Consider the following 26,883-nt stretch of genomic DNA (forward strand, 5'->3'; position numbering starts at 1 on the left):
GATGAAAGACATCAGCGAATGCCGTGAACGCCTGCGCGGTATCTTTAACATTACCGTGACGCCCTTCAGCGCCAGCGGCGACATTGACTTCGGCGCCCTGCGCGAAAATATCGAACGCGTCATCGGCCTTGGCTACGACGGCCTGTTGATTGGCGGCACTTATGGCGAGTTTCCGGTGATGTCAGTGCCAGAACGCCGTGCACTGTTTCACGCCGTAATGGACTGCGTGCAGGATCGCGTGGCGGTGATGCTGTGCAGCGCCAGCGCAGATCCGCGTGATGCCCGCGAGCTGACGCAGCTGGCCGGGGATCTGGGCGGTTTGCCGATGGTCACCGCGCCTTTTGTCAGCGAAATTACCGACGCGCAAATTCTTGCCTATTTTGCTGAGATGGCGCCGCTGTCGAAAACCGGCATTCTGGTTTACAACGCGCCGGGCATTGGTATCACCCTGTCACCGGCACTGCTGGAGCAACTGGCGGCGATACCGGGCGTGGTGGGCATCAAACAGGGCGATCTGAATCCAACCGCCATCGATCAGATTGCCAACCGACTGCGCGGCAAACTGCGTCTATTTTGTGCCTCCGATCTGGCCTTTGCCGGCCCGATGATGGCCGGATTCGATGGCATCAGTACCACCAACAGCGGCGCGCTGCCGGAGCTCATCCTTGCCTGCTATCGTGCGCTGGAACAGGGCGATGCCGCCACCGCGCGCGATCTGCACCAGCTGTGGTTTGACTATCGCACGCTGGCACGCCAGCACGGCCAGCCGCAGCTGGTGAAAGCGGCAATGGCGCTGCGCGGTTTCAATGGCGGCACGGTGCGCGCACCGCTGCAGCCGATCTCGCCAGACGCGCTGGTCGCGCTGACCAGCGTGATGCAACGGCTGGCCAGCGACGGACGCAGCGGGGTTACGCTGGCGTCACCAGCGCCTGCAGAAAGGCCGTAAACAGCGGGTGCGGTGCATCCGGGCGCGACTGTAGCTCCGGATGCCCCTGTACCCCCTGCCAGAAACGGTGATCGGCCAGCGCAATGCCTTCGATGATGTCATCCGTCTGGGCGGTAACCTGCACGCCGCTTGCCAGCAGCGGCGGCAGCAGTTGCGGATTAAAGCGATAGCGATGGTTGTAATGCATAAGGTTAAACGGCTCTGCGGCCGGGTATGGCAGCAGGCCACAGCGATGGCGACCATCGGCAAAAGCAATAAAACTGTGCACCGCGGCCTGCGGTGCCACTTCTGCCAGCATGGCCTGACTGAGCTCTGGGTGACGTTGTAACGCAGCCGTGCACATGCTCTGCATGCCGAGGCACAGACCCAGTGTGGGAATGTTGCGCTGCCGACTGGCGTGCGCCACGGCGATTTGACCGCGCACCGCTGCCATCGAGGCACCTCCCGGTAGCAGAATGCCGTGCACCTCGTCGAGTTCGGACAGCTCGTTTGTCAGTGCGGCGGGAGCGAAAAAGTGAATATCCACATCGAGCGCCAGCGCCCGGGCTGCGGCGTAAAGCGCATCGAGAGTGGCCGGATAGCTGTAACGCTGATCGTGCTCGCGCGCTATCAGAGCAATACGCAGCGCGTGGCGGCCGGGGGGCGGTGAAGTCAGGGTATGTTGCAGCAGGGTGGTGCTGCCATCCTGCAGCCGCATTGTCGTCTCACAGGAAAGCGCCTTGAGGCGCTGGCCTGGCAAATGAGCAATGCGCGCTTCATCCGCCTGCGCCATGACGATTACGGCTTCGTTCGCAGGCAGCAGGGTTACATCGCGGACTTCGTGCTGCAGTGTATCGCTTCGATACAGTCCGCTGGTGACGCAGTAACCTGCCGCCGCGACATGCTGATGGCTATCGGGGAAATCGCCGGAGAAATCCGGGCGCAGGCTCCATAACGGTAACGCCAGCTGATTGGCATACAGGCTGGCAAGCAGCCCAAAGCGCGCCGGAACGCGGGCATCATCAACAATGAAAATAGGTAACACGGCACTCTTCCTGCTGGGATGGGGTGATTAATTGTATTAGTTGATTCAGGATATACAAAAGAGGATTTATGAATAGTCAGCTACTGGCTCGTCGCATGCAGCGCGTCCGTCCATCTCCAACCGCCGCGATTTCCGATCGGGTGCGTGCGCTGGAAGCCGCCGGCAAAGCGATAATCAACCTCGGCGAGGGAGAACTCGATTTTGCCACGCCGGACAGCATCAGCTATGCCGGTATTGCCGCCATTGTGCAGCAGCAAACCAAATACACCGCCGTTTCCGGTACGCGCGAACTCAAAACAGCGATTGCCGCCAAGTTTGCCCGTGATAACCAACTGCATTTTAGCGCTGAGCAGATCATTGCCGGCAGCGGTGCTAAGCAGCTGATCTTCAACGCGCTGCTGGCTACGCTGGATGCTGGCCAGCAGGTGATCATTCCTGCCCCTTATTGGGTTTCCTATCCGGATATGGTGACGCTGGCGGAAGGCGAACCGGTGATCGTGGCCTGTGACGAACAGCACGACTGGAAGCTGCAGCCGCAACAACTGGCTGCCGCGCTGACGCCGGCAACGCGTTGGGTGATTCTGAACTCACCGGGTAATCCGACCGGTGCGGTTTATAGTGCGCAGGAGTTGCGGGCGCTGGCTGAGGTGCTGACCGATCATCCCCAGGTGTTAATCATGGCGGATGATATTTACGAGCCGTTACGCTACGACGCCACGCCATTCAGCACTTTTGCCGCGGCGGCCCCGCAGCTGGCTGAACGCACGCTGACAGTCAACGGTGTCTCAAAAAGCCATGCCATGACCGGCTGGCGGCTCGGCTATGCTGCCGGTCCGGCATGGCTGATTAACGCGATGCAGATTTTGCAGTCGCAGAGTACCTCTAATCCCAGCAGCATCTCGCAGGCAGCAGCGGTTGTCGCGTTGCAGCAACCGGCCGAATTTCTGGCAGGCTGGCTCGCTACGCTTGATCGGCGACGTCAGCAGGTGCTGACAATGATCGCCACCAGCAACGGCCTCAGCGCCCGGGCGCCGCAGGGAGCATTCTATATTTTTGCCAACTGCCAAAAGTTACTGGGATGCGTGACGCCGCAGGGGGAACGGCTGGAGGACGATAGCGCGCTGGCCAGCTGGCTGTTGCAGGACGCACAGGTTGCGGTGTTACATGGATCGGCATTCGGCATGCCGGGTTATTTACGCATTGCCTACGCGGTTGACGATGCGTTGCTGGAGCAGGCCTGCGCGCGGCTGAAATCTTCGGTGGCAAAACTGCGCTGATGTCCGCCATGAGGGATTGATACACGATCGGATGCTGGCATGCATCCGCCCGATCGCCAGCAATGGCGATCGGGTGAGGCAGGTGCGTGGTTTCAGCAGCAGTAAAAGCCCGCATGACGCAACACTGCGGCGTCAGCGCAGATTGCCGTGGCGCTTATCAATATGGCACCGTTTCCTTACCGGGCAGGCCTCATCTCATTCAGCCCGCTTAATCTGGCGTCATGCCGCCATCGCGCGATATTAATGATTTAATGGCCGTTGCTGATTTTCTATTGCTTATTTGCGTTAGGTAAAGTTGTTTTTATCACTTAATTAAAACTGCGTGATGTTTATTGTTTTTTCCTGGTAAGCGGAACTGTCTGATTGTTTAGGTGATATTCTGCGCAAAGAAGCTTACAAAACCTTTACAATTAATTTTACTTAAGTCTTTGATGATGGCAAAAAGAAGGATATTGCTGGCGCTGTCTATTATTATAGCGTCAGGCCAGATTATCGCTGCCCCTTTGACACCCGGCGACCGCGATTATCTGCAAAACCAACAACAGCAGCGACTGGAGCAGGATCAGCAGCAGCGCGATGCACTGTGGCATGCTGTGGCACCGCTGAATGCGCCGGACGCCTCCCCGGCGGGCTCTGGCCCCTGTTTTCCGATCCAGCATATCCGTCTGCAGCAGGTCACGCTGATATCCGATCGTCAGCAACAGGCGCTGACGGCACCTTATATCAATCGCTGCCTGAATTTAAGTGAAATTAATGCGCTGGTACATGCGGTTTCTGACTGGTATATGCAACGTGGTTACATTACCAGCCGGGCGTTTTTAGCCGAACAGGATCTGTCTCATGGGCAGTTAATTATTCCGGTGCTGGAAGGGAAACTATTCGCTATTCGCCTCGACGGGGCGCAGCCGGCGATGTTAAAGATGGCTTTTCCTCATATTGAAGGAAAAATACTTAACCTGCGCGATATTGAGCAGGGTATGGAGCAAATTAATCGCCTGCGCCGTACCCCGGTACAGATTGAAATTCAGCCTGCGCCGCAGCCCGGTTATTCAGTGGTGAACCTGACGACTGCGGCAGAATTTCCGCTCAGCGCCGCGCTGGGATTTGATAATAGCGGACAAAAAAGCACCGGTGTCGGTCAGTTAACCGCATCGCTGACCGGCAATAACCTGTTAGGGCTGGCGGATCGCTGGTTTATCAGCGGCGGTCGCAGCAGCGCATTCAGCGAGTGGCGTGACGCGCAGAATGTGCAGGCGGGTGTCAGCGTGCCGTATGGCTACGGCCTGCTCGACTACAGCTATAGCTGGAGCAGTTATCACAGTCACTTTGATAACAATGGTTTCACCTGGCTGAGTAACGGCGACAATATTGCGCATCGCCTGAATGGTTCATGGGTGCTGTTTCGCAACGGTGAAATCAAGACCAGTTTGCAGCTCGGCCTGAATCACTACACCAGTCACAACTATCTCAACAATACCCTGTTGCAGAGTAGCAGTCGCAAAATCACCAGTACCCAGATCGGATTCAACCATACGCAAAAGGTGTTCGGTGGCGTGGCAACGCTCAACCCAACCTTTAGCCGCGGTATGCCGTGGTTTGATGTGGAGAGTGATGCCGATAAAAGCGGGGACTTACCGCGGGCGCAGTTTCGCAAGTGGAGCCTGAGCGGCAGCTTCCAGCGACCGGTTTCGGACAAGTTATGGTGGCTCAGCAGCGTATACGGCCAGTGGTCACCGGATCGGTTATACGGCAGCGAACGCCTGACGCTCGGCGGCGAAAGCTCAGTCAGGGGTTTCAAAGAACAATACCTGTCAGGCGACGCGGGTGGCTATTTGCGTAATGAACTGGATTACACCCTGTTCACCTTGCCGTTGGTCGGTGACGTCAGCGCCCTGGCGGCGGTGGACGGCGGCTGGCTGAAGAGCGATGCGCAGAACCGCGAGTCTGTTGGCACGATATGGGGCAGCGCCGTGGGGATCGGCACCCGCAGCCGTTTCTTTTATACCCAATACACGGTCGGTTTTCCGCTCAGTTATCCCGGCTATCTGCAACCGGATCACGTTAGCATTTATGCCCGGGTCGGGCTGGTTTTTTAAGAGGCAATGATTATGGATGATCGTCAACCGGTTTCCCCGTTTCGTCGCGCGCTGAGCTACTTCATTTGTTATCTGGTGGCGGTACAGCCACTGCTGCCGGTTGTGGCCGCGGAAATTACCCCGGTTACGCCGGGCACGCGCATGGATGCCGCGGGTAACGGCGTGCCGGTGGTCAATATCGCCACGCCGAATCAGGCAGGTGTTTCCCATAACCAGTACCAGCAGTACAACGTCGGGCAGCAGGGGCTGATTCTCAATAATGCCAGCGGACAACTTACCCAGACCCAACTGGGCGGACTGATCCAGAATAACCCTAACCTGCAAGCCGGGCACGAAGCCCGGGCGATCATCAATGAAGTAGTGGGAGCTAATCGTTCGCAGTTGCAGGGCTATACCGAAGTCGCGGGTAAAGCCGCGAATGTGATCGTGGCCAACCCTTACGGCATAACCTGTAACGGCTGTGGCTTTATTAATACGCCCAACGTGACGCTCACTACCGGAAAACCGCAGCTGGATGCCAGCGGCAATCTTGCCGCGCTGGAAGTCACCAAAGGCGACGTGACGGTTGAGGGCAAAGGGCTGGATGGCAGCCGCGCTGATGCGGTATCGCTCATTGCGCGCGCCACCAAAATTAATGCGGATATTCATGCCAGCGATCTCGCTATCACGGCGGGTGCCAACCGCGTTGCGCAGGACGGCTCGGTTACGCCAATCGCCGGAGAAGGGCCAGTGCCGTCGGTGGCGGTCGATACCGGTGCGCTTGGCGGCATGTACGCTAACCGGATTCATCTGGTGTCGAGCGACAAAGGCGTCGGGGTCAACATCGGTAATCTACTGGCCAACCAGGGCGATATCACGTTAAACGCGAATGGCACCCTGACACTGGGGAATGCCAGCACCAGCGGCAAGCTGCTCGCGAATGCCCGCGATATGCAGCTGCAGGGGACGCAACAGGCGACCGGTGACGTAGCGCTGAACAGCCAGGGCAATGTGCAGCTGCGTAACAATAAACTGACCAGCGGCGGCAATCTGCGCCTGGCAGCAAGCGACGTCACGGCAGATCAAAACAGTACCGTTGCAGCTAACGGTGACATCAGTGTGACGGCGCAGACGCTGATGAATAACGGCCTGATTCAGGCGCAGAAAAACCAGACTATTACGGCAAATACCTTACGCAACCAGGGACGCTTACAGTCGGCAGGCGGGCAAACGCTCAACACCGCATCGCTGGACAATCAGGGATTGATCGGGTCTTCGCGTGCGCTGCATATCAGTGCCACGCAGCAGGCGCTGAATGGCGCAACGGGGACTTTACTCGCCGGTGACGAGCTGGACTTAGCGGGTGGCGATTTCACCCTGAACGGTTCTGTAAGCGGTAAAAACGGCCTGACGTTAAGCAGCACCTCGTTGCAAACTGCAGCAGACGCCCGGCTTAGCAGTCAGCGCAATATCAATCTCAGCGCCCGTCAGCAAATGCTGCAAGGCGAGATCGCCAGCGGCGGTAGCCTGATGTTAAACGGCGATACCCTCACGCTTGGCAGCACGGGCAGGCTACACGGTGACGGCGACGTCTCACTGACGGCCAGTCAGCAGGCTACGATCGGTGGTCAGCTGGACGGAGATAATGTTCAGCTGAGCGGCGGTGCCTTGCACCTGAGCAAAACCGGAATGCTCACGGCTCAGCAGGACCTTAGCCTGACCAGCGCACAGCAGCAGCTGGATGGACAAAGCCGTGCGGGTGGCAATGTCACTTTACGTGCAGACCGCCTCAACGCTCTCAGTGAGGGCAAGCTATCTGCCGGTAATGACATTGCATTTCAGGTTAATGATCAAAGCCAGTGGGCTGGCACGCTGATTGCCGGACGCGAGCTGGCTTTCAGTGCAACGGACTTCGTCAATAGCGGTACGCTGGCGGCGAATGGTAATACGCACTTTAGTTTTGATCATCTGACCAACGCGGGTCTGCTGCAATCGCGCGGCCAGCAAACGCTTTCTGGCCGCGTATTAACAAATAACGGTACGGCACAATCTGGCGCCGGGCAGCGGCTGGATGTCGGCCAGCTGGATAACAACGGTCTGCTGGGCGCGCAGGGCGACTTAATGCTGAATGCGGATCAGTTTACCGCTGGCGATGGCAGTAACATCCTGACAGACGGCGCTCTGCGGGTGCACTCCAGCCAGGCTGACCTCGGTGGAACGCTGAGCGCGAAGCACAACCTCGATTTCCAGACGGAAAAACTGACGACCCGCGCAGGTTCGTTACAGACCAGTGCGCAAAACATTCAGCTCAATGGGCAAAATATTGAGCTGAACGGCACGCTTTCCGCCGACCAGGCGCTGACACTGAATTCGCAACAGTTAAGCAGTGGTGACAACGCGCGCACGCAGGGCAAAAGCGCCATCACGCTCAACGTTGCCGATCAGGCCGATCTGGCAGGCCAGTGGTTTACACCCGGCCAGCTGACTTTGCAGGCGGGTACGCTCAACAACCGGGCGCAGACCGGCGCTCAGGATCTGACCATTGCCGCAGACATTATTAATAACACGGGCACGCTGAGCGCCAATAATCGCCTGGATCTGACCGCTGGAACATTACAGCAGCAGGGTACTCTTAATGCGCTGGGCGCGATGGCGATCCGCAGCGATGCGTGGCGCAACCAGGGGCAAACCTCTGCACGAACGCTGGATATCAGTGTGAAAAACACGCTTGATAACATGTTTGCGGGTTCACTGCTGGCCTCAGATGGGTTGACGCTGAACACTTCCGCGCTGAGCAATGCAGGTAACTTCAGTGGACAAACCCTCGAACTTGATACCGAGCAACTGACTAACAGTGGGCTGATGCAGGGCAATCAATCGGTCACGCTGCGCAGCGATGCGCTCAATAACCTGCAATCCGGGCAAATTCTGTCAGGCGGTGCGCTGAAAGTGGACGCTGAAAGCACACAAAATGCCGGACGTTTGCAGGGCAGCTCGCTGCAACTGCGCGGCAATACGCTGAATAACAGCGGTATCGCCCTCGGCAGCAAAGGGCTTGATGTTGCGTTGCAGCAGACGCTGGACAACGCAGGTAGCCTGTTGTCGGACAGCGCCGCTACGCTGCAAAGTCACGAGCTTAATAACAGTGGCAAACTGTTGAGTAGTGAACAACTTTCGCTGACAAGCTCGCAGTTGCGTAATCAGGGTCAGATGCAGGGCGATACGCTGGCGATCCAGGCGGACAGTGTAAGCAACAGCGGCAATCTGATCGGCTTGAAATCCCTGGTGTTGCAATTACAGCAGGATCTGACCGATGCCCAGTCGGGCCGGTTACTGACTCAGGGCGCGTTGAACGTGAATGCGCAACGTATTAACCAGCAGGGCAGCTGGCAGGCGAACAGCATTGATGCCCGTGCCAGCCAGATTGATGTCAACGGCAGCATCCAGTCCGCAACGCGCACCAGTCTCACGTCGACCGGCAACCTGCACACGCTGGCGCAGGGTAATATCGTTTCCAGTGGTCTGGCGGCCATTCAGGCGGCCAGCCTGAACAATGAAGGCAAATGGTCGGCAAAAAATCTGCAGCTGCAGGGCAGTTCGCTGCTTAATCAGGGAAGTGCTACAGCAACAGACGAGCTGACAGCCAACCTCAGCGGACAGTTGCAGCAGCTAAAAGGCGCTGCTTTGCTGAGCGCGGGAACCAGCACCCTGAAAGCGGGCTCGATTGATAGTGCCGGTGATATCGAAGCCAAAAATCTGGTGATAAACAGCGGCAACCTGACTAACCGTGGTCAGCTGTATGCCCAGCAGAACCTGAATGGCGACGTTGAACAGGCGATTGCGAATCAGGGCGGGGTTCTGCGCAGCCAGGGTGCTCTGCAACTCAACGCGCAATCTTTACTGAACCAGGGACAGATTCAGGGCGATGGCATTACGACGATAACGCTAAGCGACAGCCTGAATAACCCGGGAAGATTGCTTACCGGTGGTCCATTAACGCTGTCGGCACCGACGGTACTGAATAGCGGCCTGGTGCAGGCGCAGGGGCTGGCTTACAGTGGTAACAACCTGGTGAACAGCGGGACTTTTACCGGTCTGGGTGATAGCCAGGTGAATGCCAGCCAGATGACCAATCAGGGACAGCTGCAGGGCGATAATTTACAGGTGCGCGGCGGTGTGTTGCACAACAGCGGTAGCGTATTCGCCAGCCGTGCGCTGGCCCTGACCTTACAGAATGCTGATAACCAGGCAACCGGCAAACTCTATAGCGCAGGCGATCTGACCCTCAATACGCCGGTGCTGAATGCGGCCGGCAGCCTGCTGGCGCTGGGCAACATGACCCTGCAACTGGGATCGGGATTCACGCAGAGCGGCACGCTGGCAGCGGGTAAAGCGCTGAATCTCAGTACGCAAGGCGATCTTATCGTTCTGGGGACGCTGCAGGGCAACAGCCTGCAACTCAGCAGCAATAATTTCATCAATAATGGTCAGCTACGCAGCGGCAGCGGCGCGTTGAACGTCGATGCCAGCAACATGACGCTTAATGATAGCGGAAGCGTCCAGGCCGGCGGAGATATGCGTCTCACCAGTCGCGGCCAGTTAGTGAATTATGGCTTCGTCGGGACAGCAGGGAATTTGCTGATGACAGCAGGCAGCCGGATAGAAAACCGTGCGCTGCTGTATGCCGGGAATAATATGCAACTGCTGGCCAGCAGCATTCAAAATAATCGTGGCGATATCCTGGCGAATAATAGCCTGTGGCTGCAGCGCGATGCGGCGGGTAACGCCAGCGATGAAGTGATCAATACCTCAGGCAACATTGAAACCTCGCTCGGAGATATCACCATCCATACCGGGCATCTGCTGAATCAGCGTGAAGGGATGAATACCTCTGTAACTTCAGCGTCCGCTACGAATGCCCCCGCCGGATTGGGACAAGCCACCATGAAAGTGAAGCTTGGTCAGCTTGATGACGATGAGATCGGCGTTTATCACGGCATGCATGGTTATCAGACGGGGGGAAGTAATGGTAAAGGAAACGGCCACACCGAATACCGGCCTTACACCACGCTGGCACCGAAACTTAGTACGGCGGTTCGCAAGTTTCTCGTAAGTTCTACCACCGTCACGGCCAGCGCGACTGGCGGTGCAGGGCGAATCGCTGCTAACCGGAATCTGGTAGTGACAGCCGATGCCCTCGACAATCAAGCCAGTAATTTACTCGCCGGTCAGGATATCGTGCTCACCGGCAACAATCTGAATAATCAGTCCTGGGAAAACAGTATTCAAAGCCAGTATCTGGTCTACAAATATGGCAATCCTAATACGGGACGGATTGATACTAACCTCTACGGCGAAGAAGATACTGCACCTTCGATCATTGCTGATTTACGTAACGGGAATTCACATGGTGTGAAATACGAGAGTGGCCTGGGCTCCGAGGTGGTTTATACCCTGCAGGGCGCACCCGTTTATGAAACCAGCCAGACGGGGGAAGGTCTGCGTGCCGTGATTCAGGCTGGTGGCAACGTCAGCGCGCGTTTTACGAATAACCTGAGCAATACGGATACCGTGGCTAACGCTGGCAGCATGGTGCATGCCATTAGCAAACCGGGTATCGCAGGAACTGCGCCACTGCAATCCGTGGGTGGCGTGCAGAACCAGCAGCTTGCCGCCGGGCAAACTATCGCCGTCGGGTCTCCGCAGTGGAAGGATGCGCTGACAGGCGCACTACAGCAAATAGGTAATCAGGGCGCGGCGTTAACTGATTATCCACTGCCTGCCGGTAACAACGGCCTGTTTGTCGCCAGTAAAGATCCTGCCAGTCCCTACCTGATTACCACTAACCCACAGCTGGCAGAGGTCGGTAAAACCGACGGCAGCCTGTTTGATGGCCTCAATGCGTTTCTCAGGAACCCGACTTCCGGGGCAGTTCAACAATCGGCTCAGGCGGTAACGCAACCGGCGCTGAGCAGCAGCCCTCGAGTCGAAACGGCGGCAATCTATACCGACAAAGATAAATTCCTCGGTTCTGCCTATCTGCTGAATCGTCTGCAGCTTACACCCGATAAGGATTATAAATTCCTCGGTGATGCCGCGTTCGATACCCGCTACGTAAGTAACGCCATATTGAGCCAGACCGGGCATCGCTATGTGGGTGGTACCGGCTCCGATCTGCAGCAGATGCAATACCTGATGGACAGCGCGGCCCGGCAACAGGCGGGCTTAGGCCTGCAACTGGGGGTTAGCCTTTCGCCGGAACAGGTGGCGGCCCTCACCACGAGTATTGTGTGGTGGGAAAAAACCACGGTTAATGGTCAAACCGTGCTGGCTCCGAAACTCTATCTGGCGCCAGGCGACAGTGAGATCGCGGCAGGTAGCGTGATTGCTGGTCAGGCGGTGAAACTGGATGCCGGGCAGATCAATAACGACGGTAGTACTATCAAAGCCGAGACGCTGCTGTCAGCCAGCAGCAATAGCACGCTGAATAACCTGCATGCTGGTTTACTGGCTTCGGGCGGCGATCTGCAACTGAACGCGATTGGCGATATTAATAATATCGGTGCATCGATTTCGGCCGAAACCGTTTCGCTCGCATCGGCGACGGGAAACATCAATAACGTTACGCAGGCTCAGCAGTGGAGCAGCCTGGCGCTTAACGGCATCAAAAATGCGCCCGCGTTAAGCTTCAGTGATACCCAGTTAGGGGATGTGGCCAGTATCTCAGCCAGCAAAAATGCCAGCCTCAGTGCGGGTGGCAACATCAATAACACGGGCGCGACGCTGGCTGCTGGCGGTGATTTACAGCTGGGTGCGCGGGGCGATATCAATATCGCCGCCAATGCACTGCATACCGATCGCCTTAATAAAAATGGCAGCGCTGTGGTGACCAGCAGCCAGGACGGTAGCGTAAGCGCGGGTGGTGATCTCACCGCGCGTGCCGGTCACGACCTGAATCTGAGCGGCAGCACGCTGATGTCAAAAGGCGATACGACGCTGGCCGCTGCAAATGATATCAATCTGAATACGCTGGATAACAGTAGCCATCAGACGCAGGGCAATAGCAAAAACGACAGCATTAACGCTACGCGCAGTACCATCCAGAGCAGCGGAAATTTAGCGTTGAGCGCCGGTCGCGATATTAACTCGCAGGCAGCGCAGCTGATGGCCGATTTAAACGCCTCCCTGAGCGCAGGGCGCGATCTGAACCTGAATGCTCAGCAGAGTCGCGTATACAGCGAGAGCCGGGGCGGCAAAAAAGTGACGATCAACGAGCAGGTTCGTCAAACCGGCAGCGAAATCAGCAGTGGCGGTAATATCGTGCTGGCCGCAGGGAATGACATCAACAGCGCAGCCAGTGAGATTACGGCAAAACAGGATATCGCCGCGCGAGCCGGGCATGATATTAACCTCACTACGGCCACCGAAAGCGATTATAACTATCGCGAAGAGACGAAAACCAAAAAAGGTCTGTTCAGCAAGAAGACCACCCACACCATTCAGGAAGACAGCGCTACGCACGAAAAAGGCACGTTGCTCAGTGGCAACAATATCTCCGTGAGCGCGGGTCACGATCTGCTGGTGAAAGGATCGCAGGTCGCGGGTGATGATAACGTGGCGCTCAGCGCCGGTAACAATGTCGGGATCTCTGCCGCCACCAACACGGAGTCGAGCTGGCGCTTCTCAGAGACGAAAAAAAGCGGCCTGATGGGAACCGGTGGGCTGGGTATCAGCATCGGCAGCAGTAAGTCGCTGCACGATCTGAAGGAAAAAGGCACGACGCAAAGCCAGAGTGTCAGTACCGTTGGCAGCACCGGCGGGAACGTTTCAATCACCGCAGGCCAGCAGTTGCAGGTACAGGGGGCGGATTTGATTGCCGGCGGCAACATGGCCCTGAAAGGTGACAGCGTAGCAATCACGCCCGGCCACGATGTACGTACGCGCGACGAACGTTTTGAGCAGCGCACCAGTGGACTGACGCTGGCGCTTTCAGGCGCAGTAGCCGAGGCGGTTAACAGCGCTGTCTCTGCCGCACAGTCCGCCAAAAAAGAGAGCGATGGCCGTCTGGCCGCATTACAGGCAACCAAAGCGGTGCTTTCCGGTGTTCAGGCGAACCAGGCCAGCCAGCTTGCGCAGGCCAATGGCGATCCTAACAATGGCGTTGGCATCAGTATTTCGCTGACCACTCAAAAATCAAAATCTCAGCAGCATCAGGAGTCCGACGCCGTCAGCGGTTCTACGTTGAATGCCGGTAAAAACCTCAGTATTGATGCCACCGGTAACGGCAATAGTGCCAGCAGCGGTGATTTGCTGATTGCCGGTAGCCAGCTCAAGGCTGGTGGTGATACGTCACTGCACGCAGCGAACGACATCAACCTGACGGGCGCGGCAAGCACGCAACAAACCAGCGGTAAAAACAGCAGCAGCGGTGGCGGTATCGGGCTAAGTTTCGGCGTGGGCAATGGCAGCGCAGGACTGAGTATTTTCGCCAGCGTTAACGGGGCGAAAGGCCATGAAAAGGGGAATGGCACCGTCTGGAGCGAAACCACCCTCGACAGCGGCGGTGCTGTCGACATCAGCAGCGGTCGTGACACCACTTTGACTGGCGCGCTGGTTAACGGTAACAGCGTGACTGCTGACATTGGTCGCAACCTGTCTATTACCAGTCTGCAGGATAGCGATAACTATGATTCGAAGCAGATCAGTTTTGGAGCCGGCGGCAGTTTCACTTTTGGCTCGATGACCGGTTCCGGTTATATCAACGCCAGCCAGGATAAAATGCACAGCAATTACGACAGTGTGCTGGAGCAAAGCGGCATTTATGCCGGTCAGGGCGGGTTTGATATTACCGTTGGCAGTCACACCCAGCTCAATGGTGCGGTGATAGCCAGCCAGGCTAACGCGGATAAAAACCGTCTTGATACCGGCACGCTTGGCTTCACTGACCTGCATAATCAGGCAGATTATAAAACCCAACACCAGGGGATTGGCCTCAGTTCGACGGGCAACTTCAGCGGCCAGTTCAAAGGGAACATGGCCGCAAGTATGCTGGCGGGCGCAGGCAGCAGTGGCCACGCAGAGGGAACCACGCAGTCAGCCGTTGCCCAGGGATCGATAGTGGTGCGCGACCAGGCAAATCAGCAGCAGGATGTTGCTGCACTTAGCCGCGACACCGAGCACGCTAATGACAGCATCAGCCCGATTTTCGACAAAGAGAAGGAGCAGAAACGCCTGCAGACGGCTCAGCTGATCGGTGAAATAGGCAGCCAGGTTGCTGATATCGCCCGGACGCAGGGGCAGATTGAGGCGACGGAAGCAGGTAAGAAGGAACTGGCAAAAAACAACATAAACCAGCCGGATGCCGACGCTCCTGCGGCTGAAAAGAAAGCGTATCAGGAAGCGCTGGAAAACAGCAGTGATTATAAGAAGGCCATGGCGCTCTGGGGCACCGGCAGCGATATCCAGAAGGGGATTCAGGCGGCGACTGCGGCGATTCAGGGTTTGGCGGGTGGCAATCTGGCACAGGCCGCCAGCGGCGCGGCGGCACCGTATCTGGCCGAGCAGATACACAAATATACCGCCGACAATCAGGCCGCAAAAGCGATGGCTCATGCAGTGGTAGGTGCGGTAACATCGTGGGCGGCAGGCAACAGCGCGGCAGCAGGCGCGACCGGTGCGGTCAGCGGAGAGCTGATGGGTCAGTTGATCATGCATTCGATGTATCCGGGTAAACAGGTCAGTGACCTGCAGGAGTCGGATAAGCAGGTCATCAGTGCACTGAGTACCCTGGCTGCAGGTCTGGCAGGCGGCGTGACCGGCGGCAGTAGCGCCAGTGCGCTGGCCGGCGCTCAGGCAGGGAAGAATGCGGTTGAGAATAACTCGCTGGGTGATATAGCGCAGGCGCAGTCTGAAGGTAAAACGCTTGAGCAGAAGGCCGGTGAGTATGTTGAGGCGGAAAACGAGCGCTATAAGAAGGAGAACTGTGCCGGATTAAGCGCGGAAGCCTGCTCGGTGAAGATGTACGACGAGCGGCGTGAATCGCTGAAAGAAACCCTTACCGCCGGTGCAGATTTTGTGCCGGTGTTGGGTGATATCAAAAGCTTTGCGGAAGCGCAGAGTGCGCTGGATTATCTTGCCGCATCGTTAGGGTTGATACCGGGCGCAGGGGATGTGGCGGGCAAGGCCATTAAAGCGGCTGAGACAGCGCTGAAGAAAGGGGAACTTGCTGAAGCCTCGAAGCTGATCAATAAGGCCAGTGATGAGATTCAGACAGTTAAGCCGTTAGATGTTGGTTCATATAAAGAGCTTAAAGATCGTGCTGTAGTGGGTGATGGTTTAGAGCATGATCATATTCCCTCTTTTGCTGCTCTGAGAACAGCAAAGGAAAATGAGTTAGGCAGGAAATTGACTCCAGCGGAAGAAAAGACTTTATATCAAAATGCTACTGCTGTAGAAGTCCCTAAAGATGTTCACCGGGCTGGGCCTACTTATGGTGGGAAAAACACGGCAGCTCAAGTTCAGCAAGATGCGTTAGATTTGTGCGGTGCCGTGTGTCGTGATACTGATGCCTTGAGAACCAATATGATAGAGCGCGGGTATGAGCCGGCTCTAGTTGATGATGCTGTAAAGAAAATTATTGACAGAAATCGGCAAACAGGGGTCATTAAATAATGTTGGCATGGAATAATCTTGTTGAAATGCTAGGGTGCTCGAAGGCGAGTAATGAGTTTATTTATCTTCCTCAAAAACTTAATGAATTACCTGTTTTTGAAGAAGGCGTATTAGGTGACCGAAGTTATTACTCATTTTTTAATTCGGGTGTTTTATTTTTATTAGAAGATGACGTGGTAAATCAAATTATTTTTTATATACAAGCCGATGAAGGATTCTCTGCCTATACAGGTGAACTGCCTTTACCTGTTAATAGTCGTGAGTCAGAGATTATTCAGATGTTGGGGACTCCTTCGGGATCTGGAGGTGGAAAAATGGATATGTTGTTGGGATATGTCAATCGTTGGATAAAATACAAAACAGAAAGTCATACACTGCATATTCAGTTTAATCAGAATGATCAACTATGTAGAGTGACACTAATGCAGTAAAGAAGATCCCGGCCCTTGCGCCGGGATCTTCTTTTTTTTCCGGTTAGATCCTAATCTCCGCCTCAATCACCAGCCGCCTACACTCGACGGTGACGATAACGGGCTGGCCGGTGTTAAAGCCGAGATCTTCCAGCCAGCGGCCCTTCACCGTGAGTTGCGGCGGCGGGTTGCCCTTCATGCCATTGGGGGTGTAGCTGACGGTGTAATGCCGTTGGGGTTATTTTACTTCAGTTGCGCGGGGTTCTGACTTACAATCGCGTTTAGCCATAGTAACTACTCATAACAAGTTGTTGTGGTGAGCAGAGTTATCGGGTGCCAGCCCGGCAGCCCTGCGCTGATAAAAATCGTCTATTCTGTAGTAAATCCCTTCTACGACGTCAATAACTGCGTCATCTTCAAACGCTTAAGCAGGCTGTCCATCAGGACGATCAGCGCCTGCTGATCTTCATCCGATAACGAATCCATCTGCGTCACCAGCGCCTGTAAACGCGGGTTATGTATCTGCGGCGGCGTCATGGGTTCCAGTCCAAGCAGCGAATCAAGGCTGGTCTGTAATACCTGCGCAATCCTGACCACGGCGTCAAGCTGGGGAACCGATGCCCCCCGTTCCCAGCGGTTGTAAACCCGGCGGTCAACCTCCAGTAACTCGGCCAGCCGGGCATGAGTCATTCGCCATCTCCGCCCCGTGCGGCCCCCGCCGGGGGCCTCCCTGCTTAACCCTCTGCATGCGACCCCTGCCGGTTCGCGCTCCGTCCAACCCGCGCCCGCCGCACAAGCAAGTTGTGCAGCGTTCACGGTTTATTGGTAAACCCCGGTTGGGCAATGAAAGGTGGTTAATAAAAACGGTAATGGCAGGGTTGCAGGTACAAACAATCCCTAATAGCATAGATAAGTCAGGCGGCCATGACTTGAAGGTGAAATGATGAAACTTATTGATTATAAAAATAAATCAATCAAGAGGGGAACGGTCTTTAGGCTGCCTGCTGTTTGGCCATATGAAGAATGGGTTGATTTTATGGTCATAGATTTATTTGAAACTCACGGCTTAGTTGTATCTTCTGGTCACAAAGCTGGATTGATTTTAATATCTTTACCAGTCGAAAGTGCGTCAATCGAAGGTAGAGCATTAAGTACAGAATGGGTTATTACCAATTGGGCTAAATGGATATATCCAGAATGTAATATTGAAGATGTTTATATCCTTGGTGAATATGTAGCAACTCCTATTAAATAAACAACGAACCCGCCTTAACAGGCGGGATTTTTTTGCCTGTCACTCAGCCAGCGACCGTATTATCAGCTGCCCGTTCTCCACGGCGACCGTCACCGGCGCACCGGTCGTAAACCCCGCCTCTTCAATCCAATTACCCTTCAGGTTAAGGCTGGGCAGCAGGTCACTGCCGGTACGGCGGCACTCATGGCGGATACTGGTATATCCGACCTTAAGCTGCCGTAAAGCTCTGGAAATGCTTACTTCTGACTTAGTATCGTGCTCAGCCATGATTAACTACCTCGTATAGTTGGTTGTGGTTAGCGGGTTGGGGTGTTGGCGCTCCTCAGCTCCGCGCCTAATATCTACTCTTTTTAACCAATCCCATCGTCCAGCATCTCAGCCAAAAACTACTGCTTCGTCATTAGCAGTTGCCTGATCGCATCGATCTGCCTTTCCAGCCGTGGCACCGTGCAGTGGTTAGAGTGATAAGCTCGCGGGTAGCAGGCAACAGCGCGGCAGCAGGCGCACCGGTGCGGTCAGCGGAGAGCTGATGGGCAGTTGATCATGCATTCGACGTATCCGGGTAAACAGGTCAGTGACCTGCAGGAGTCGGATAAGCAGATCATCAGTGCACTGAGTACTCTGGCTGCAGGTCTGGCAGGCGGCGTGACCGGCGGCAGTAGCGCCAGTGCGCTGGCCGGCGCTCAGGCAGGGAGGAATGCGGTTGAGAATAACTCGCTGAGTCTGCCTAAGGGGCTGAATGATATTGGCTTATCTCAACAGTCACTTGCGGTCAGTATGATCCAGAATGGCGCTTCGCCGGATGAACTTACGGCGGCGCTGGTTAAAAACTCGCAGGGTCAAATACCTGAAGGGCAGGATGCCGTTAAAGGATTCCTGACAGCATGGGCAGAGTTTTTTGGGGTCCCGGTCAGTGCATAGGCGGCTGACGGAGAGATGACGCCACAACGGGCAGCAGAAATCCTGGCAAGTGGTGTACCTACGAGTGAAGCCAAGCTGGTGCAGTACGTGGCTGCTAAAGCCTTTTTGTCTATTGCGAAAAGTTCAGATCTTGGACTATCACCTTCAAACCAGAAATACGTTGATATCCTTTCACCAGAAGCCAAACAACATATTTTATATGGGGATAGCCCTACGCAAGGGGGACATCTATATCCTAGAAATCCAGGAAAAACAGTCTTTCCTCAAAGTTGGTCAGCAGATAAGGTTGTCCATACTGTGGGAGACATTGCTACCTCCCCCGATACTCAATGGTTTGCTCAGACCGGAACTGGTGGGGCGTATACAAACGCAGGAAGGCCGGCAAGGTGGGTTGCCTGGGAAGAACGAGATGGTGTCAGAGTTCGTGTGGTATACGAGCCCGCTAGTGGGAAAATTGTAACAGCGTTCCCGGATAGTAATCCGACTCCTCCAACTTTGATGCCCCTTAAAAAATAGTGTGGGTGAAATGGATATTAATGACGAAATTAGAGAATTTGGTGAAGGATTAAAAGATCGTCTGGAACCTTCGTTAGTTGACTTTGCCCTTGGGTATCTTGGGTTTTCAGAGAATGTAGTAGCATTCGAAACGCTATGTGATCATATTGCTGATCATGATGTTGTGATCAGTAAAGGTGAGTACACGCAAGTGATTAAAATAGTTAATGATCTTGGTCTGGAAATTGATAGTAGGTATATATATATAAATCCAGAAAAATAACCGCTAAAACGTACAAATGCTCCCAACACTAACGTCTGGAGCATTTTTAAAAATCCTTACAATGCGCCAGGTGCTCTTGGCCAGCGGTAGCATGTGAAGAAGAAAAAGGCGCGTCGGAGCTACAAGTTGTCGCGCCGGAAGTGTGCCGGTAAAAACGATTCTAACTAACAGAAAGTTGAGGGAAAAATCGCCTTCGTCACCATACTCCACGCCAGAGAGTGTTGTTGTTGAGAATAATGCGCTGACTATCCCTGCGCCTGCAGTTCCTGTTCCGGGTGTGCCTGTTGGTCCCGGCGACCAGGTTAAACAGGATGCAGATAAGAAAATAGCTGCAGGTCTTAAAGGTACAATTAAAGATCTGGGGGATGCGCTGGACAAGGCAACGCAATGCTCCTTCGGATGAGCTTGTTCTTCGGAAAAATGGCGAAGATCAGAACCAGCCAAATATTGGCAAAGATTTGTCGGATGCTGATAAAGCCGAAGGGTGTAACGGGGTCCGGAACGCCCGGCTGTTGGGAGCCACAGGATGAGGAAAATGCACGGAATAATGAGGCTTATAGTGCTGTAAATAGTAAAAATCTTAATGCCGAGTTAACGGGAAAAGAAATTGCCGATGGACATGCTTTCGAAAAGCATGTTATTCAGTAAAATGAATTCGCTAATCTGGGAATAAAGACAAAAGAACAGTTTTCTCAACACATTGAGAACGTTGTAAAATCCAACTTCTGTCAAAGAGCTAGGTGGCGGAGGGTCAGCTTATTGGGATCAATCGACAAACACCGTTGTTATACGAAACCCCAAACCTGGCGATGGTGGTACTGCATTCAGACCAGTGAACGGGAGAGCCTACTTTGATAGCTTGAGGTAAATATGGAACTATTATCTGTCACAATGAAAACTGCAGAAATTAATATAACAGAAGAAGAGTTGCTGATATTAAATTCAGCGTTGAATGAAATCTGTAATGGTATTGATATTGCTGAGTTTGAAACAAGAATAGGCTCTGATAGAAATGAGGTTGCAGTCTTGTTAAGTAAGATTGGAAATATATTAGATCAAATGGTCATTATCAGTCAGCCGCCTGGCGGATGATCATCTGATCCGGCGTGGTGATCACCTCGATCTTCTGCCCGGTGTCGAATCCCAGCTCAGCCATCCAGTGGCATCGTAGCGTGATAGACGGTGAAGGCCTGTGCTTCAGGTGGTCGTGGATATATCCCACGGTGTAATGTCTTGATTTAGTTGTGGGCGTGTCGTTCTCTGACTTATGATGGGCCACAGTCATGATCAACTCCTCGTTAATTGCTTGCTGTCAGCGGGCTGGGGGTTCGAGCACCTCAGTTCCGTGCCTGTTAGCTGCTCCGTTTACCCATTACGTTATCCAGCATCTCAGAAATAAACTTCTGCTTCGTCATTGGCATCTGTCGGATCGCATCGATCTGCCTTTCCGGCCGTGGCACCGTGTAGTGGATAGTGTGATAAGATCGCGGGCGGCAGGAAACAGCGCGGCAGCAGGCGCGACCGGTGCGGTCAGCGGAGAGCTGATGGGTCAGTTAATCATACATTCGATGTATCCGGGTAAACAGGTCAGTGACCTGCAGGAGTCGGATAAGCAGATCATCAGTGCACTGAATACCCTGGTTGCAGGTCTGGCAGGCGGCGTGACCGGCGGCAGTAGCACCAGTGCGCTGGCCGGCGCTCAGGCAGGGAAGAATGCGGTTGAGAATAACTGGCTGAGCGTGCAGGAAGCCGACAGAAAGAAACAGCTGGAGACGAAGCGCGACTATCTGAAACAGGAACTGACACCGGCTGAAGCGAAAGAGCTGGCGACGATTAATCAGACAGATAAAGCGCGTGATGAAGCGATAAAAGCGGTCTGTACGGATGGTAATAAAGGTGGTTCAGCCTGTGGTGCGCTGATTGGCCCGGCTCAGGAAGCATTTAATAAATATGGTGAAAATGCGACCTACTCATTGTTGTACAGGGATTTATATCAACAGGATGTGAAAAACCTGGAAAGTGTTTTGCAGGGACTGGATGCAGGCAGTATCAGCCGCGACCAAGCCATAGCAGCAATAGCACAGGCGCCCGGTGTGAGCTGGGAAACAGCAGCAGACCGTTATGATATAGCAATGCAGACTCAGGAGCTGGCTGCCGCTCTGGCGGGTGCTTACGGGCTGAAGAGTGTAATTAAGGAACCGACAAAAGAGAGTTCAGCAAAAAAAACTATCTCAACCTTCAGCCGGAAGAACGGCAGGGCCAACTAGAATTGCTGCTGATGAGGAAGCTTCAGGGTGGTCACAGTACGATAAATACCGTAATGAAAGCGGAGACTGGAACTGGCCTGCAAAGTTAGGTTTTGCCGAAGAACCAGTTAAAACAACGCTTCCTGTAGGCACTCATTTGGATAGGTATGGCAAGACAAATGGTTCTTTCCTGGCACCACAAGGTACGCCCCAGGAACAGCGCGCTTTAGCCCCTGGCTCCTTAGCGGATAAGTACCATGAATACGTTGTCATAAAACCGTTGCCTGTTATGCAAGGGAAAATAGCCCCTGCTTTTGGTGAACCTGGCGGAGGTATTCAGATTCTGCCTAATATGCAGGAACGAGTAAATGTACAATGGTTGTTAGACAACAAATATATTGAGAGGGTTAATTGAAATGCTGTTGAGTATTAATGATCTTCAAAAAAAAATAGATACGCTGGTTTTGATATTAGGTTTTCCGGTTCACTCTGTTAACCTTTGCTCAGCACCTATTGATGATGGAACGCCTTATATTTCATTTGAAAATGGAAAATATAATTATATCTGTTCCGAGAGAGGATATGAGTTCTCTAGAAAGGTTACAGATTCAACAGATGAGTTACTTTATTGGATTATGTATGATTTTATACATGATGTAGCAGTCGAGTACGAATTAAATAATCGGATTCCTGGTAAAGATAGTCGGCGTATTTATTTTCCAAAGATTATTGAGCTTATGAACAAAATCAACATCGACTGGGGAATAAAATCTCGAAAACATTTTGAAGAAATTCTTGCTGCCAGTCCTTACGATGATAGCCTCTACTTATAATCTTAACTCAATAAATCCCGGCCTTAGTGCCGGGATTTTAATCTACAGATCAGTTAATTACCCTTCATTCGCCAGCCGGATGAGCAGTTGCCCCGGCCCGGTGATCACCTCGATCTTCTGCCCGGTCGTGAAGCCCAGCTGCTCCAGCCAGCGGCCTTTAATGGTGAGCTGCGGCAGCGGGTTCGGCTGGCTCCGGTTAGGCCGGTAGCCGACCCTGTAATAATGCGCCTGTAATCCGCAGGCAGCGGTTGTGGGCGTGCGGGTCTATGACTCATGATGCGTGTCAACCATAATCAACTACTTCTTAGTTGCTCATGGTCAGCGGGCTGGGGTGCTCAAACACCTCAGTTCCGCGTCTGTTAATTACTCCGTTTTACCAATCGCTGCCGTAACGCTCTGGAAATGCTCACTTCTGAATTAGTATCGTGCTCTGCCATGATTAACCCTCTCGTATAGTTGGTTGTGGTTAGCGGGTTGGGGTGTTGGCGCACCTCAGCTCCGCGCCGGATATCTACTCTGTTTAACCAATCACATCGTCCAGCATCTCAGCCACAAACTTCTGCCTCGTTATTGGCAGTTGCCGGATCGCATCGATCTGCCTTTCCAGCCGTGGCACCAGTGCAATGGTTCGTGTGATAAGATCGCGAGCAGCAGGAAACAGCGCAGTAGCAGGCGCGACCGGTGCGGTCAGCGGAGAGCTGATGGGTCAGTTGATCATGCATTCGATGTATCCGGGTAAACAGGTCAGTGACCTGCAGGAGCCGGATAAGCAGATCATCAGTGCACAGAGTACCCTGGCTGCAGGTCTGGCAGGCGGCGTGACCGGCGGCAGTAGCGCCGGTGCGCTGGCCGGCGCTCAGGCACGGAAGAATGCGGTTGAGAATAACTGGCTGAGCAGGGATAAAGCACGTGATTCCGTCAGACAGAGTGCGGAATACCTGAAAGACCAGGTCAGAAACATGCTCGGTAACGGGACAACCTCTGCTATCGCCAACGCGATTATCAACGGCCTGGCCGATGCAGGCGACTCGGCACTGGGGGGCGTGGACTATGTTGTCGATGCGGCCATGGCGCTGGCAACCTGTGTAGCGGAAGACCGTTACTGTAACCAGGCGCTGAATGATCTGTCCGGGAAAAATCAGGCAGTCGCGGACAACGTTAAAGCGCTGATGAAAAGCGATACCTGGTATGCGGTGAAAGATACTGTAGTTCAGGCATCAAAAGGGAATCAGCTTGCGCTGGAAGCGACGGATGGGATGCTGGCTGGGATAATACTGCCAGGTAAAAAGGTTCCGGGAATCACTGCGGCCAGACAATCGCCAATTCGGTAGTTGATGCGAAAATTTTGATTATCTTTTTGGTAGAGAAACCGGTAATAGTCATACATTGGATCGTACAAATCAACTTGCTCTGGAAATGAAACGATTAGGTATTACTGATGATATTAATGGCCATACAGTGCTGGCTGAACATTTTACTCAGGCGACAAAAGTCCCAAATAATGTTGTAAAAAAATATACGGATCAATAGGGTAGCTCTGAGATTAGAGAGTCTTTCTTCATTGGCCCTTCAGGAAAGGCTACTATGTTTAAAAGTACTTTCAAAGTTACGGGCGATGGTGTTCGTCAGTACATTACGACCATACCGAAAAATGGGGTAACTAAGTAATGTTCATAGAAAATAAGCCTGATGAAATTGAATTGCTCTCTTTCTTTGAAAGTGAACCAGTCTCGTTTGAGAGAGAGAATGTCAGCTTTTTATATACAGCAAAAGATCAATGCGGTCTTAGTATTGATTTTTCGTTTAGCGTTATTGAAGGTTGGGTTCAGTACGTAATAAAACTACATGATAAAGAAATTTCACATAGCGCTATTGATGGTGTGAGTTCATTTAGTATCAAAAGGGATAATTTAGGTGATTATATTTATATTGAAGTTGTTGCAGAGGGGACGATAAATGAAGTTGAGGTGCGTATAAGGCCAGATATAAAAATTAGCTCTGTTCTTAGATAACGAAAATCCCAGCCCCTGCGGCTGGGATTTTTATTGTGGAGAATAACTTCCTGAAGCTTTTTGCGGAAGGCTGTGCCATCGCTGCCCCGTGTCATAGCAAGGTTGCAGAGCAGTTACTGGGGATGCCAGGGGTCTGTTTATGATATCGGCTACAGTTAACGCCGCCGCTTCGTCACTCAAAGCCCCGTTCCTCACGCTGCGGTTACCAGCCCGCAATCCCTGACGTGCCGATCCACCCCGCAAATTTCCGCTCTCTGCCTGGTAAAGGCGCGCCTGCCTGACTACACCTTAAGCATCCTTGTTATCACTGTCCTTTCCGCTGTTTAAGCGGTTTTCAGCCTGCACGCCGGCATCCTGACGCGCCGGCACCTTTAGCGGTCAGACATGATTTCTGGCCTGATTCGGAGTGAATGATGAAGAGTCGCAACCTGACGCGATCGGCGGTCGCGTTTGCCACATTGAGTTGCCTGTGTGTGCCGTTTAACGCTCTGGCGTGGGACAACCTGACGGTTTTCGGCGATAGCCTGAGCGATGGCGGTAATGTCGGGCGCTTTACTTATGATGGCGCGCAACATCCACTGTATGACGAGATCCTCGCCGCACAGCTCGGGCAAACGCTGCAGCCGTCGTCGCGCGGTGGCAGCAACTATGCACAGGGCGGCGGCGTTACCGTGCCGGCGCTGGATGCCAGCCTCAATACGCAAGACCAGCTGGCTGCTTATCTGCAATCCAACGGCGGCCGCGCAGATAGCAACGGACTGTACATTCACTGGGTTGGCGCTAACGATATCGCGGCGGCGGTGACCAATCCGCTTACCGCGCGCGATACCATCAGCAACAGCGCCAGCGCGGCGGTGTCGCAAATCAAAACCCTGCTGGATGCCGGTGCGGGGGCGGTAATCGTGCCAAACGTGCCGCAACTGGGCTCCACGCCTTTCATGGTGCAGGCGGTGCTGAGTGTGCTGGGCCCGGCGGCGCAGTCGGCGATGGTCGCGGCGTTTGCCTCGCTGGACAGCCATGCCACGCCCGACGTGGCTGCGCGCCAGCAGGCGGTGCGCGACGCATTCGATCAGGCCGCCGCACAGGTATCGACCATCCCGGCGCTGCGTGCCGCGCTGGCGCAGCAGCTGTTTTCGGCCTGGCAGGTGCTCAGCGAGCAGGTGACGGCCCTCTCCGATGGCTATAACCAGCAGGAAGAGGCCGGGCTGGTGGCGCTGAATGGCAACATTGTGCGTGCCGACATCGCCGGCCTGTTCAACGAGGTAATTGCCGATCCGCAACGCTATGGCCTGAGCAATACGCTGGGGATGGCCTGTCCGGTCGGCACCTCCGCCGCCGAATGCACCTCGTCAACGCCCGGTTTCAGTAACGCGCAGGCCTATCTGTTCGCCGACCGGCTGCATCCCAGCCCGGCGGTACATGCCATGATCGCCGACTATATTCAATCGATCCTCGACGCACCCGCGCAGGTGGCGGCACTGGCACGGGCGCCGCTGATGCTGTCGCGGGATATGCAGAACACCCTCGACGGCCATTTACAGCAGCAGCGACAGCAGCCGGCCAGCGCCGGTCAGGTTAGCGTGTTCGGCGGCTATGCCGGTCAGCATATTGATTATCGCGGCGATAGCCTGCTCAACGGTGACGCCAATACCGGCAGCCTGACGCTGGGATTAGGCTATCAGTTCACGGATAACTGGCAGGCAGGTCTGCTGTTGTCGAGCACCGCGCAGCACCAGCATCCGTCGGCGCACTACGACTACAAGCTGCGCGGCAATTTGCTGGCGCTGTATAGCCAGCTGACGCTGCTGGAGCAGGGCTGGATCAATGCGGATGTGCACTATGCCGATCTCGATTTTGACAGCATCGAACGTTGCATCAATATCGGCCCGGCAACGCGCACCGAACAGGGCAGCAGCAGCGGAAAAATGCTCGGGCTACGGGTGCAAACCGGCTGGGATGTGCCAATAGGCGAACACCTTTCCACCGGCCCGGTTGCCAGCTACGCACTGGATTATGTGCGGGCAGGGGGCTACAGCGAAAACGGCGACAGCAGCACCGCCATGCGCTTTTCCGATCAAACCCTGCATTCGCAAATCGGCGCGCTTGGCTGGCGTATCGACAGCAAACAGTGGCCGGTGAATCCGTGGGCGCAGCTCAGTTATAACCACCAGTTTGGTGATACGCAGAACGCGGTGCGCGCCGGGCTGAAGTCAACGCAGACCGGCTTTGTACGCAGCGTCAGCGCCGGTGATAAAAACTGGCTGGATATGTCGCTGGGGGCCAGCGTGCCGCTGGGTGAAACGGTCAATGCCTTTGCCGGGGTTTCAGCGATCGGTGGCAACAGCGCCTATCATCAGCTGAGCTGGAATATTGGCCTGAACGCGACATTTTGATAACGGCGCGCCAGTCGGAAATTTCACTGGCGCGTTATCTCG

The 26,883-nt window shown here is 54.3% G+C and carries 21 protein-coding genes and 2 pseudogenes; 17 read left to right on the plus strand and 6 right to left on the minus strand.

The annotated features are described in order from the left end of the window. The first annotated feature begins 1 nt into the window (after position 1). Complete coding sequence (locus F3J36_RS05655; RefSeq protein ID WP_104093320.1) at positions 2-946, plus strand: dihydrodipicolinate synthase family protein; 945 nt, start codon at positions 2-4, stop codon at positions 944-946. On the opposite strand, the gene F3J36_RS05660 is transcribed toward F3J36_RS05655, so the two are convergent. Next, complete coding sequence (locus tag F3J36_RS05660; protein ID WP_166719148.1) at positions 909-1,970, minus strand: gamma-glutamyl-gamma-aminobutyrate hydrolase family protein; 1,062 nt, start codon at positions 1,968-1,970, stop codon at positions 909-911. The two genes, F3J36_RS05655 and F3J36_RS05660, sit on opposite strands and share 38 nt — an antisense overlap. A 68-nt stretch (positions 1,971-2,038) precedes the next feature. Between F3J36_RS05660 and F3J36_RS05665 the strand changes: the two genes are divergently transcribed. The 4 genes from F3J36_RS05665 to cdiI all read left to right on the plus strand — a co-directional run bounded on the left by F3J36_RS05665 (position 2,039) and on the right by cdiI (position 16,424). Then, positions 2,039-3,247 carry a pyridoxal phosphate-dependent aminotransferase gene (locus tag F3J36_RS05665; RefSeq protein WP_166719149.1) on the plus strand — a complete coding sequence of 403 codons (1,209 nt, stop codon included), beginning with the start codon at positions 2,039-2,041 and terminating at the stop codon, positions 3,245-3,247. 431 nt (positions 3,248-3,678) lie between these two features. Next, positions 3,679-5,343: a ShlB/FhaC/HecB family hemolysin secretion/activation protein gene (locus F3J36_RS05670; protein ID WP_166719150.1), complete on the plus strand. Its 1,665-nt coding sequence runs from the start codon at positions 3,679-3,681 to the stop codon at positions 5,341-5,343. A 12-nt stretch (positions 5,344-5,355) separates the two neighbouring features. Then, positions 5,356-15,993 (plus strand): hemagglutinin repeat-containing protein, encoded by a 10,638-nt coding sequence (locus F3J36_RS05675; RefSeq protein WP_166719151.1) that lies wholly within the window; start codon positions 5,356-5,358, stop codon positions 15,991-15,993. After that, complete coding sequence (gene cdiI, locus F3J36_RS05680) at positions 15,993-16,424, plus strand: toxin-immunity protein system imunity protein CdiI (protein WP_166719152.1); 432 nt, start codon at positions 15,993-15,995, stop codon at positions 16,422-16,424. The genes F3J36_RS05675 and cdiI overlap by 1 nt, the downstream gene beginning before the upstream one ends. 43 nt (positions 16,425-16,467) lie before the next feature. Here cdiI and F3J36_RS24140 read toward each other — a convergent pair. Further along, a pseudogene (locus tag F3J36_RS24140) lies at positions 16,468-16,626 on the minus strand (SymE family type I addiction module toxin); the annotation flags it as partial. Between the two features lie 167 nt (positions 16,627-16,793). Beyond that, positions 16,794-17,093 (minus strand): helix-turn-helix transcriptional regulator, encoded by a 300-nt coding sequence (locus F3J36_RS05690; protein WP_247653138.1) that lies wholly within the window; start codon positions 17,091-17,093, stop codon positions 16,794-16,796. Between the two features lie 253 nt (positions 17,094-17,346). Between F3J36_RS05690 and imm45 the strand changes: the two genes are divergently transcribed. Further along, positions 17,347-17,658, plus strand: coding sequence for an Imm45 family immunity protein (imm45, locus tag F3J36_RS05695; protein WP_166719472.1), 312 nt, complete (start codon positions 17,347-17,349; stop codon positions 17,656-17,658). Positions 17,659-17,697: 39 nt separating this feature from the next. On the opposite strand, the gene F3J36_RS05700 is transcribed toward imm45, so the two are convergent. Further along, positions 17,698-17,925 carry a SymE family type I addiction module toxin gene (locus F3J36_RS05700; RefSeq protein WP_166719154.1) on the minus strand — a complete coding sequence of 76 codons (228 nt, stop codon included), beginning with the start codon at positions 17,923-17,925 and terminating at the stop codon, positions 17,698-17,700. 276 nt (positions 17,926-18,201) lie between these two features. Here F3J36_RS05700 and F3J36_RS05705 point away from each other — a divergent pair, with 276 nt between their 5' ends. The 5 genes from F3J36_RS05705 (at position 18,202) to F3J36_RS05725 (ending at position 20,449) form a co-directional block, all read left to right on the plus strand. After that, a complete protein-coding gene (locus tag F3J36_RS05705; protein ID WP_166719155.1) occupies positions 18,202-18,579 on the plus strand; it encodes a VENN motif pre-toxin domain-containing protein in 378 nt (125 codons plus the stop codon). 15 nt (positions 18,580-18,594) lie between these two features. Beyond that, complete coding sequence (locus tag F3J36_RS05710) at positions 18,595-19,095, plus strand: EndoU domain-containing protein (RefSeq protein ID WP_166719156.1); 501 nt, start codon at positions 18,595-18,597, stop codon at positions 19,093-19,095. A gap of 10 nt (positions 19,096-19,105) precedes the next feature. Continuing rightward, positions 19,106-19,357: a MafI family immunity protein gene (locus tag F3J36_RS05715; protein WP_166719157.1), complete on the plus strand. Its 252-nt coding sequence runs from the start codon at positions 19,106-19,108 to the stop codon at positions 19,355-19,357. Between the two features lie 142 nt (positions 19,358-19,499). Then, positions 19,500-19,760: a hypothetical protein gene (locus F3J36_RS05720; protein WP_166719158.1), complete on the plus strand. Its 261-nt coding sequence runs from the start codon at positions 19,500-19,502 to the stop codon at positions 19,758-19,760. Between the two features lie 467 nt (positions 19,761-20,227). Next, positions 20,228-20,449, plus strand: coding sequence for a hypothetical protein (locus F3J36_RS05725; protein WP_166719159.1), 222 nt, complete (start codon positions 20,228-20,230; stop codon positions 20,447-20,449). Here F3J36_RS05725 and F3J36_RS05730 read toward each other — a convergent pair. After that, positions 20,427-20,642, minus strand: coding sequence for a SymE family type I addiction module toxin (locus F3J36_RS05730; protein ID WP_211072893.1), 216 nt, complete (start codon positions 20,640-20,642; stop codon positions 20,427-20,429). The genes F3J36_RS05725 and F3J36_RS05730 overlap by 23 nt on opposite strands. 259 nt (positions 20,643-20,901) lie before the next feature. Between F3J36_RS05730 and F3J36_RS05735 the strand changes: the two genes are divergently transcribed. From F3J36_RS05735 to F3J36_RS05745, 3 genes are read left to right on the plus strand one after another with little or no spacing between them, the layout of a single operon-like run. Next, complete coding sequence (locus tag F3J36_RS05735; protein WP_166719160.1) at positions 20,902-21,624, plus strand: VENN motif pre-toxin domain-containing protein; 723 nt, start codon at positions 20,902-20,904, stop codon at positions 21,622-21,624. A gap of 1 nt (position 21,625) precedes the next feature. After that, positions 21,626-22,018: a TNT domain-containing protein gene (locus F3J36_RS24360; protein ID WP_371742001.1), complete on the plus strand. Its 393-nt coding sequence runs from the start codon at positions 21,626-21,628 to the stop codon at positions 22,016-22,018. Position 22,019: 1 nt separating this feature from the next. Next, positions 22,020-22,436 (plus strand): Imm63 family immunity protein, encoded by a 417-nt coding sequence (locus tag F3J36_RS05745; protein ID WP_166719162.1) that lies wholly within the window; start codon positions 22,020-22,022, stop codon positions 22,434-22,436. A 57-nt stretch (positions 22,437-22,493) separates the two neighbouring features. On the opposite strand, the pseudogene F3J36_RS05750 reads toward F3J36_RS05745, so the two are convergent. Continuing rightward, positions 22,494-22,727: pseudogene (locus F3J36_RS05750) on the minus strand (SymE family type I addiction module toxin). 410 nt (positions 22,728-23,137) lie between these two features. Between F3J36_RS05750 and F3J36_RS24150 the strand changes: the two are divergent. The 3 genes from F3J36_RS24150 to F3J36_RS05765 all read left to right on the plus strand — a co-directional run bounded on the left by F3J36_RS24150 (position 23,138) and on the right by F3J36_RS05765 (position 26,841). Beyond that, positions 23,138-23,767 carry a VENN motif pre-toxin domain-containing protein gene (locus tag F3J36_RS24150; RefSeq protein ID WP_247653140.1) on the plus strand — a complete coding sequence of 210 codons (630 nt, stop codon included), beginning with the start codon at positions 23,138-23,140 and terminating at the stop codon, positions 23,765-23,767. Positions 23,768-24,103: 336 nt separating this feature from the next. Next, complete coding sequence (locus F3J36_RS05760; RefSeq protein WP_166719163.1) at positions 24,104-24,448, plus strand: hypothetical protein; 345 nt, start codon at positions 24,104-24,106, stop codon at positions 24,446-24,448. A gap of 410 nt (positions 24,449-24,858) precedes the next feature. Further along, positions 24,859-26,841, plus strand: a complete 1,983-nt coding sequence (locus F3J36_RS05765) for an autotransporter outer membrane beta-barrel domain-containing protein (RefSeq protein ID WP_247653141.1) — start codon at positions 24,859-24,861, stop codon at positions 26,839-26,841. The last annotated feature ends 42 nt before the right edge of the window (positions 26,842-26,883 follow it).

Origin of the sequence: Pantoea sp. Cy-640, from assembly GCF_011752635.1 — a bacterium.
Lineage (GTDB): Bacteria > Pseudomonadota > Gammaproteobacteria > Enterobacterales > Enterobacteriaceae > Pantoea > Pantoea dispersa.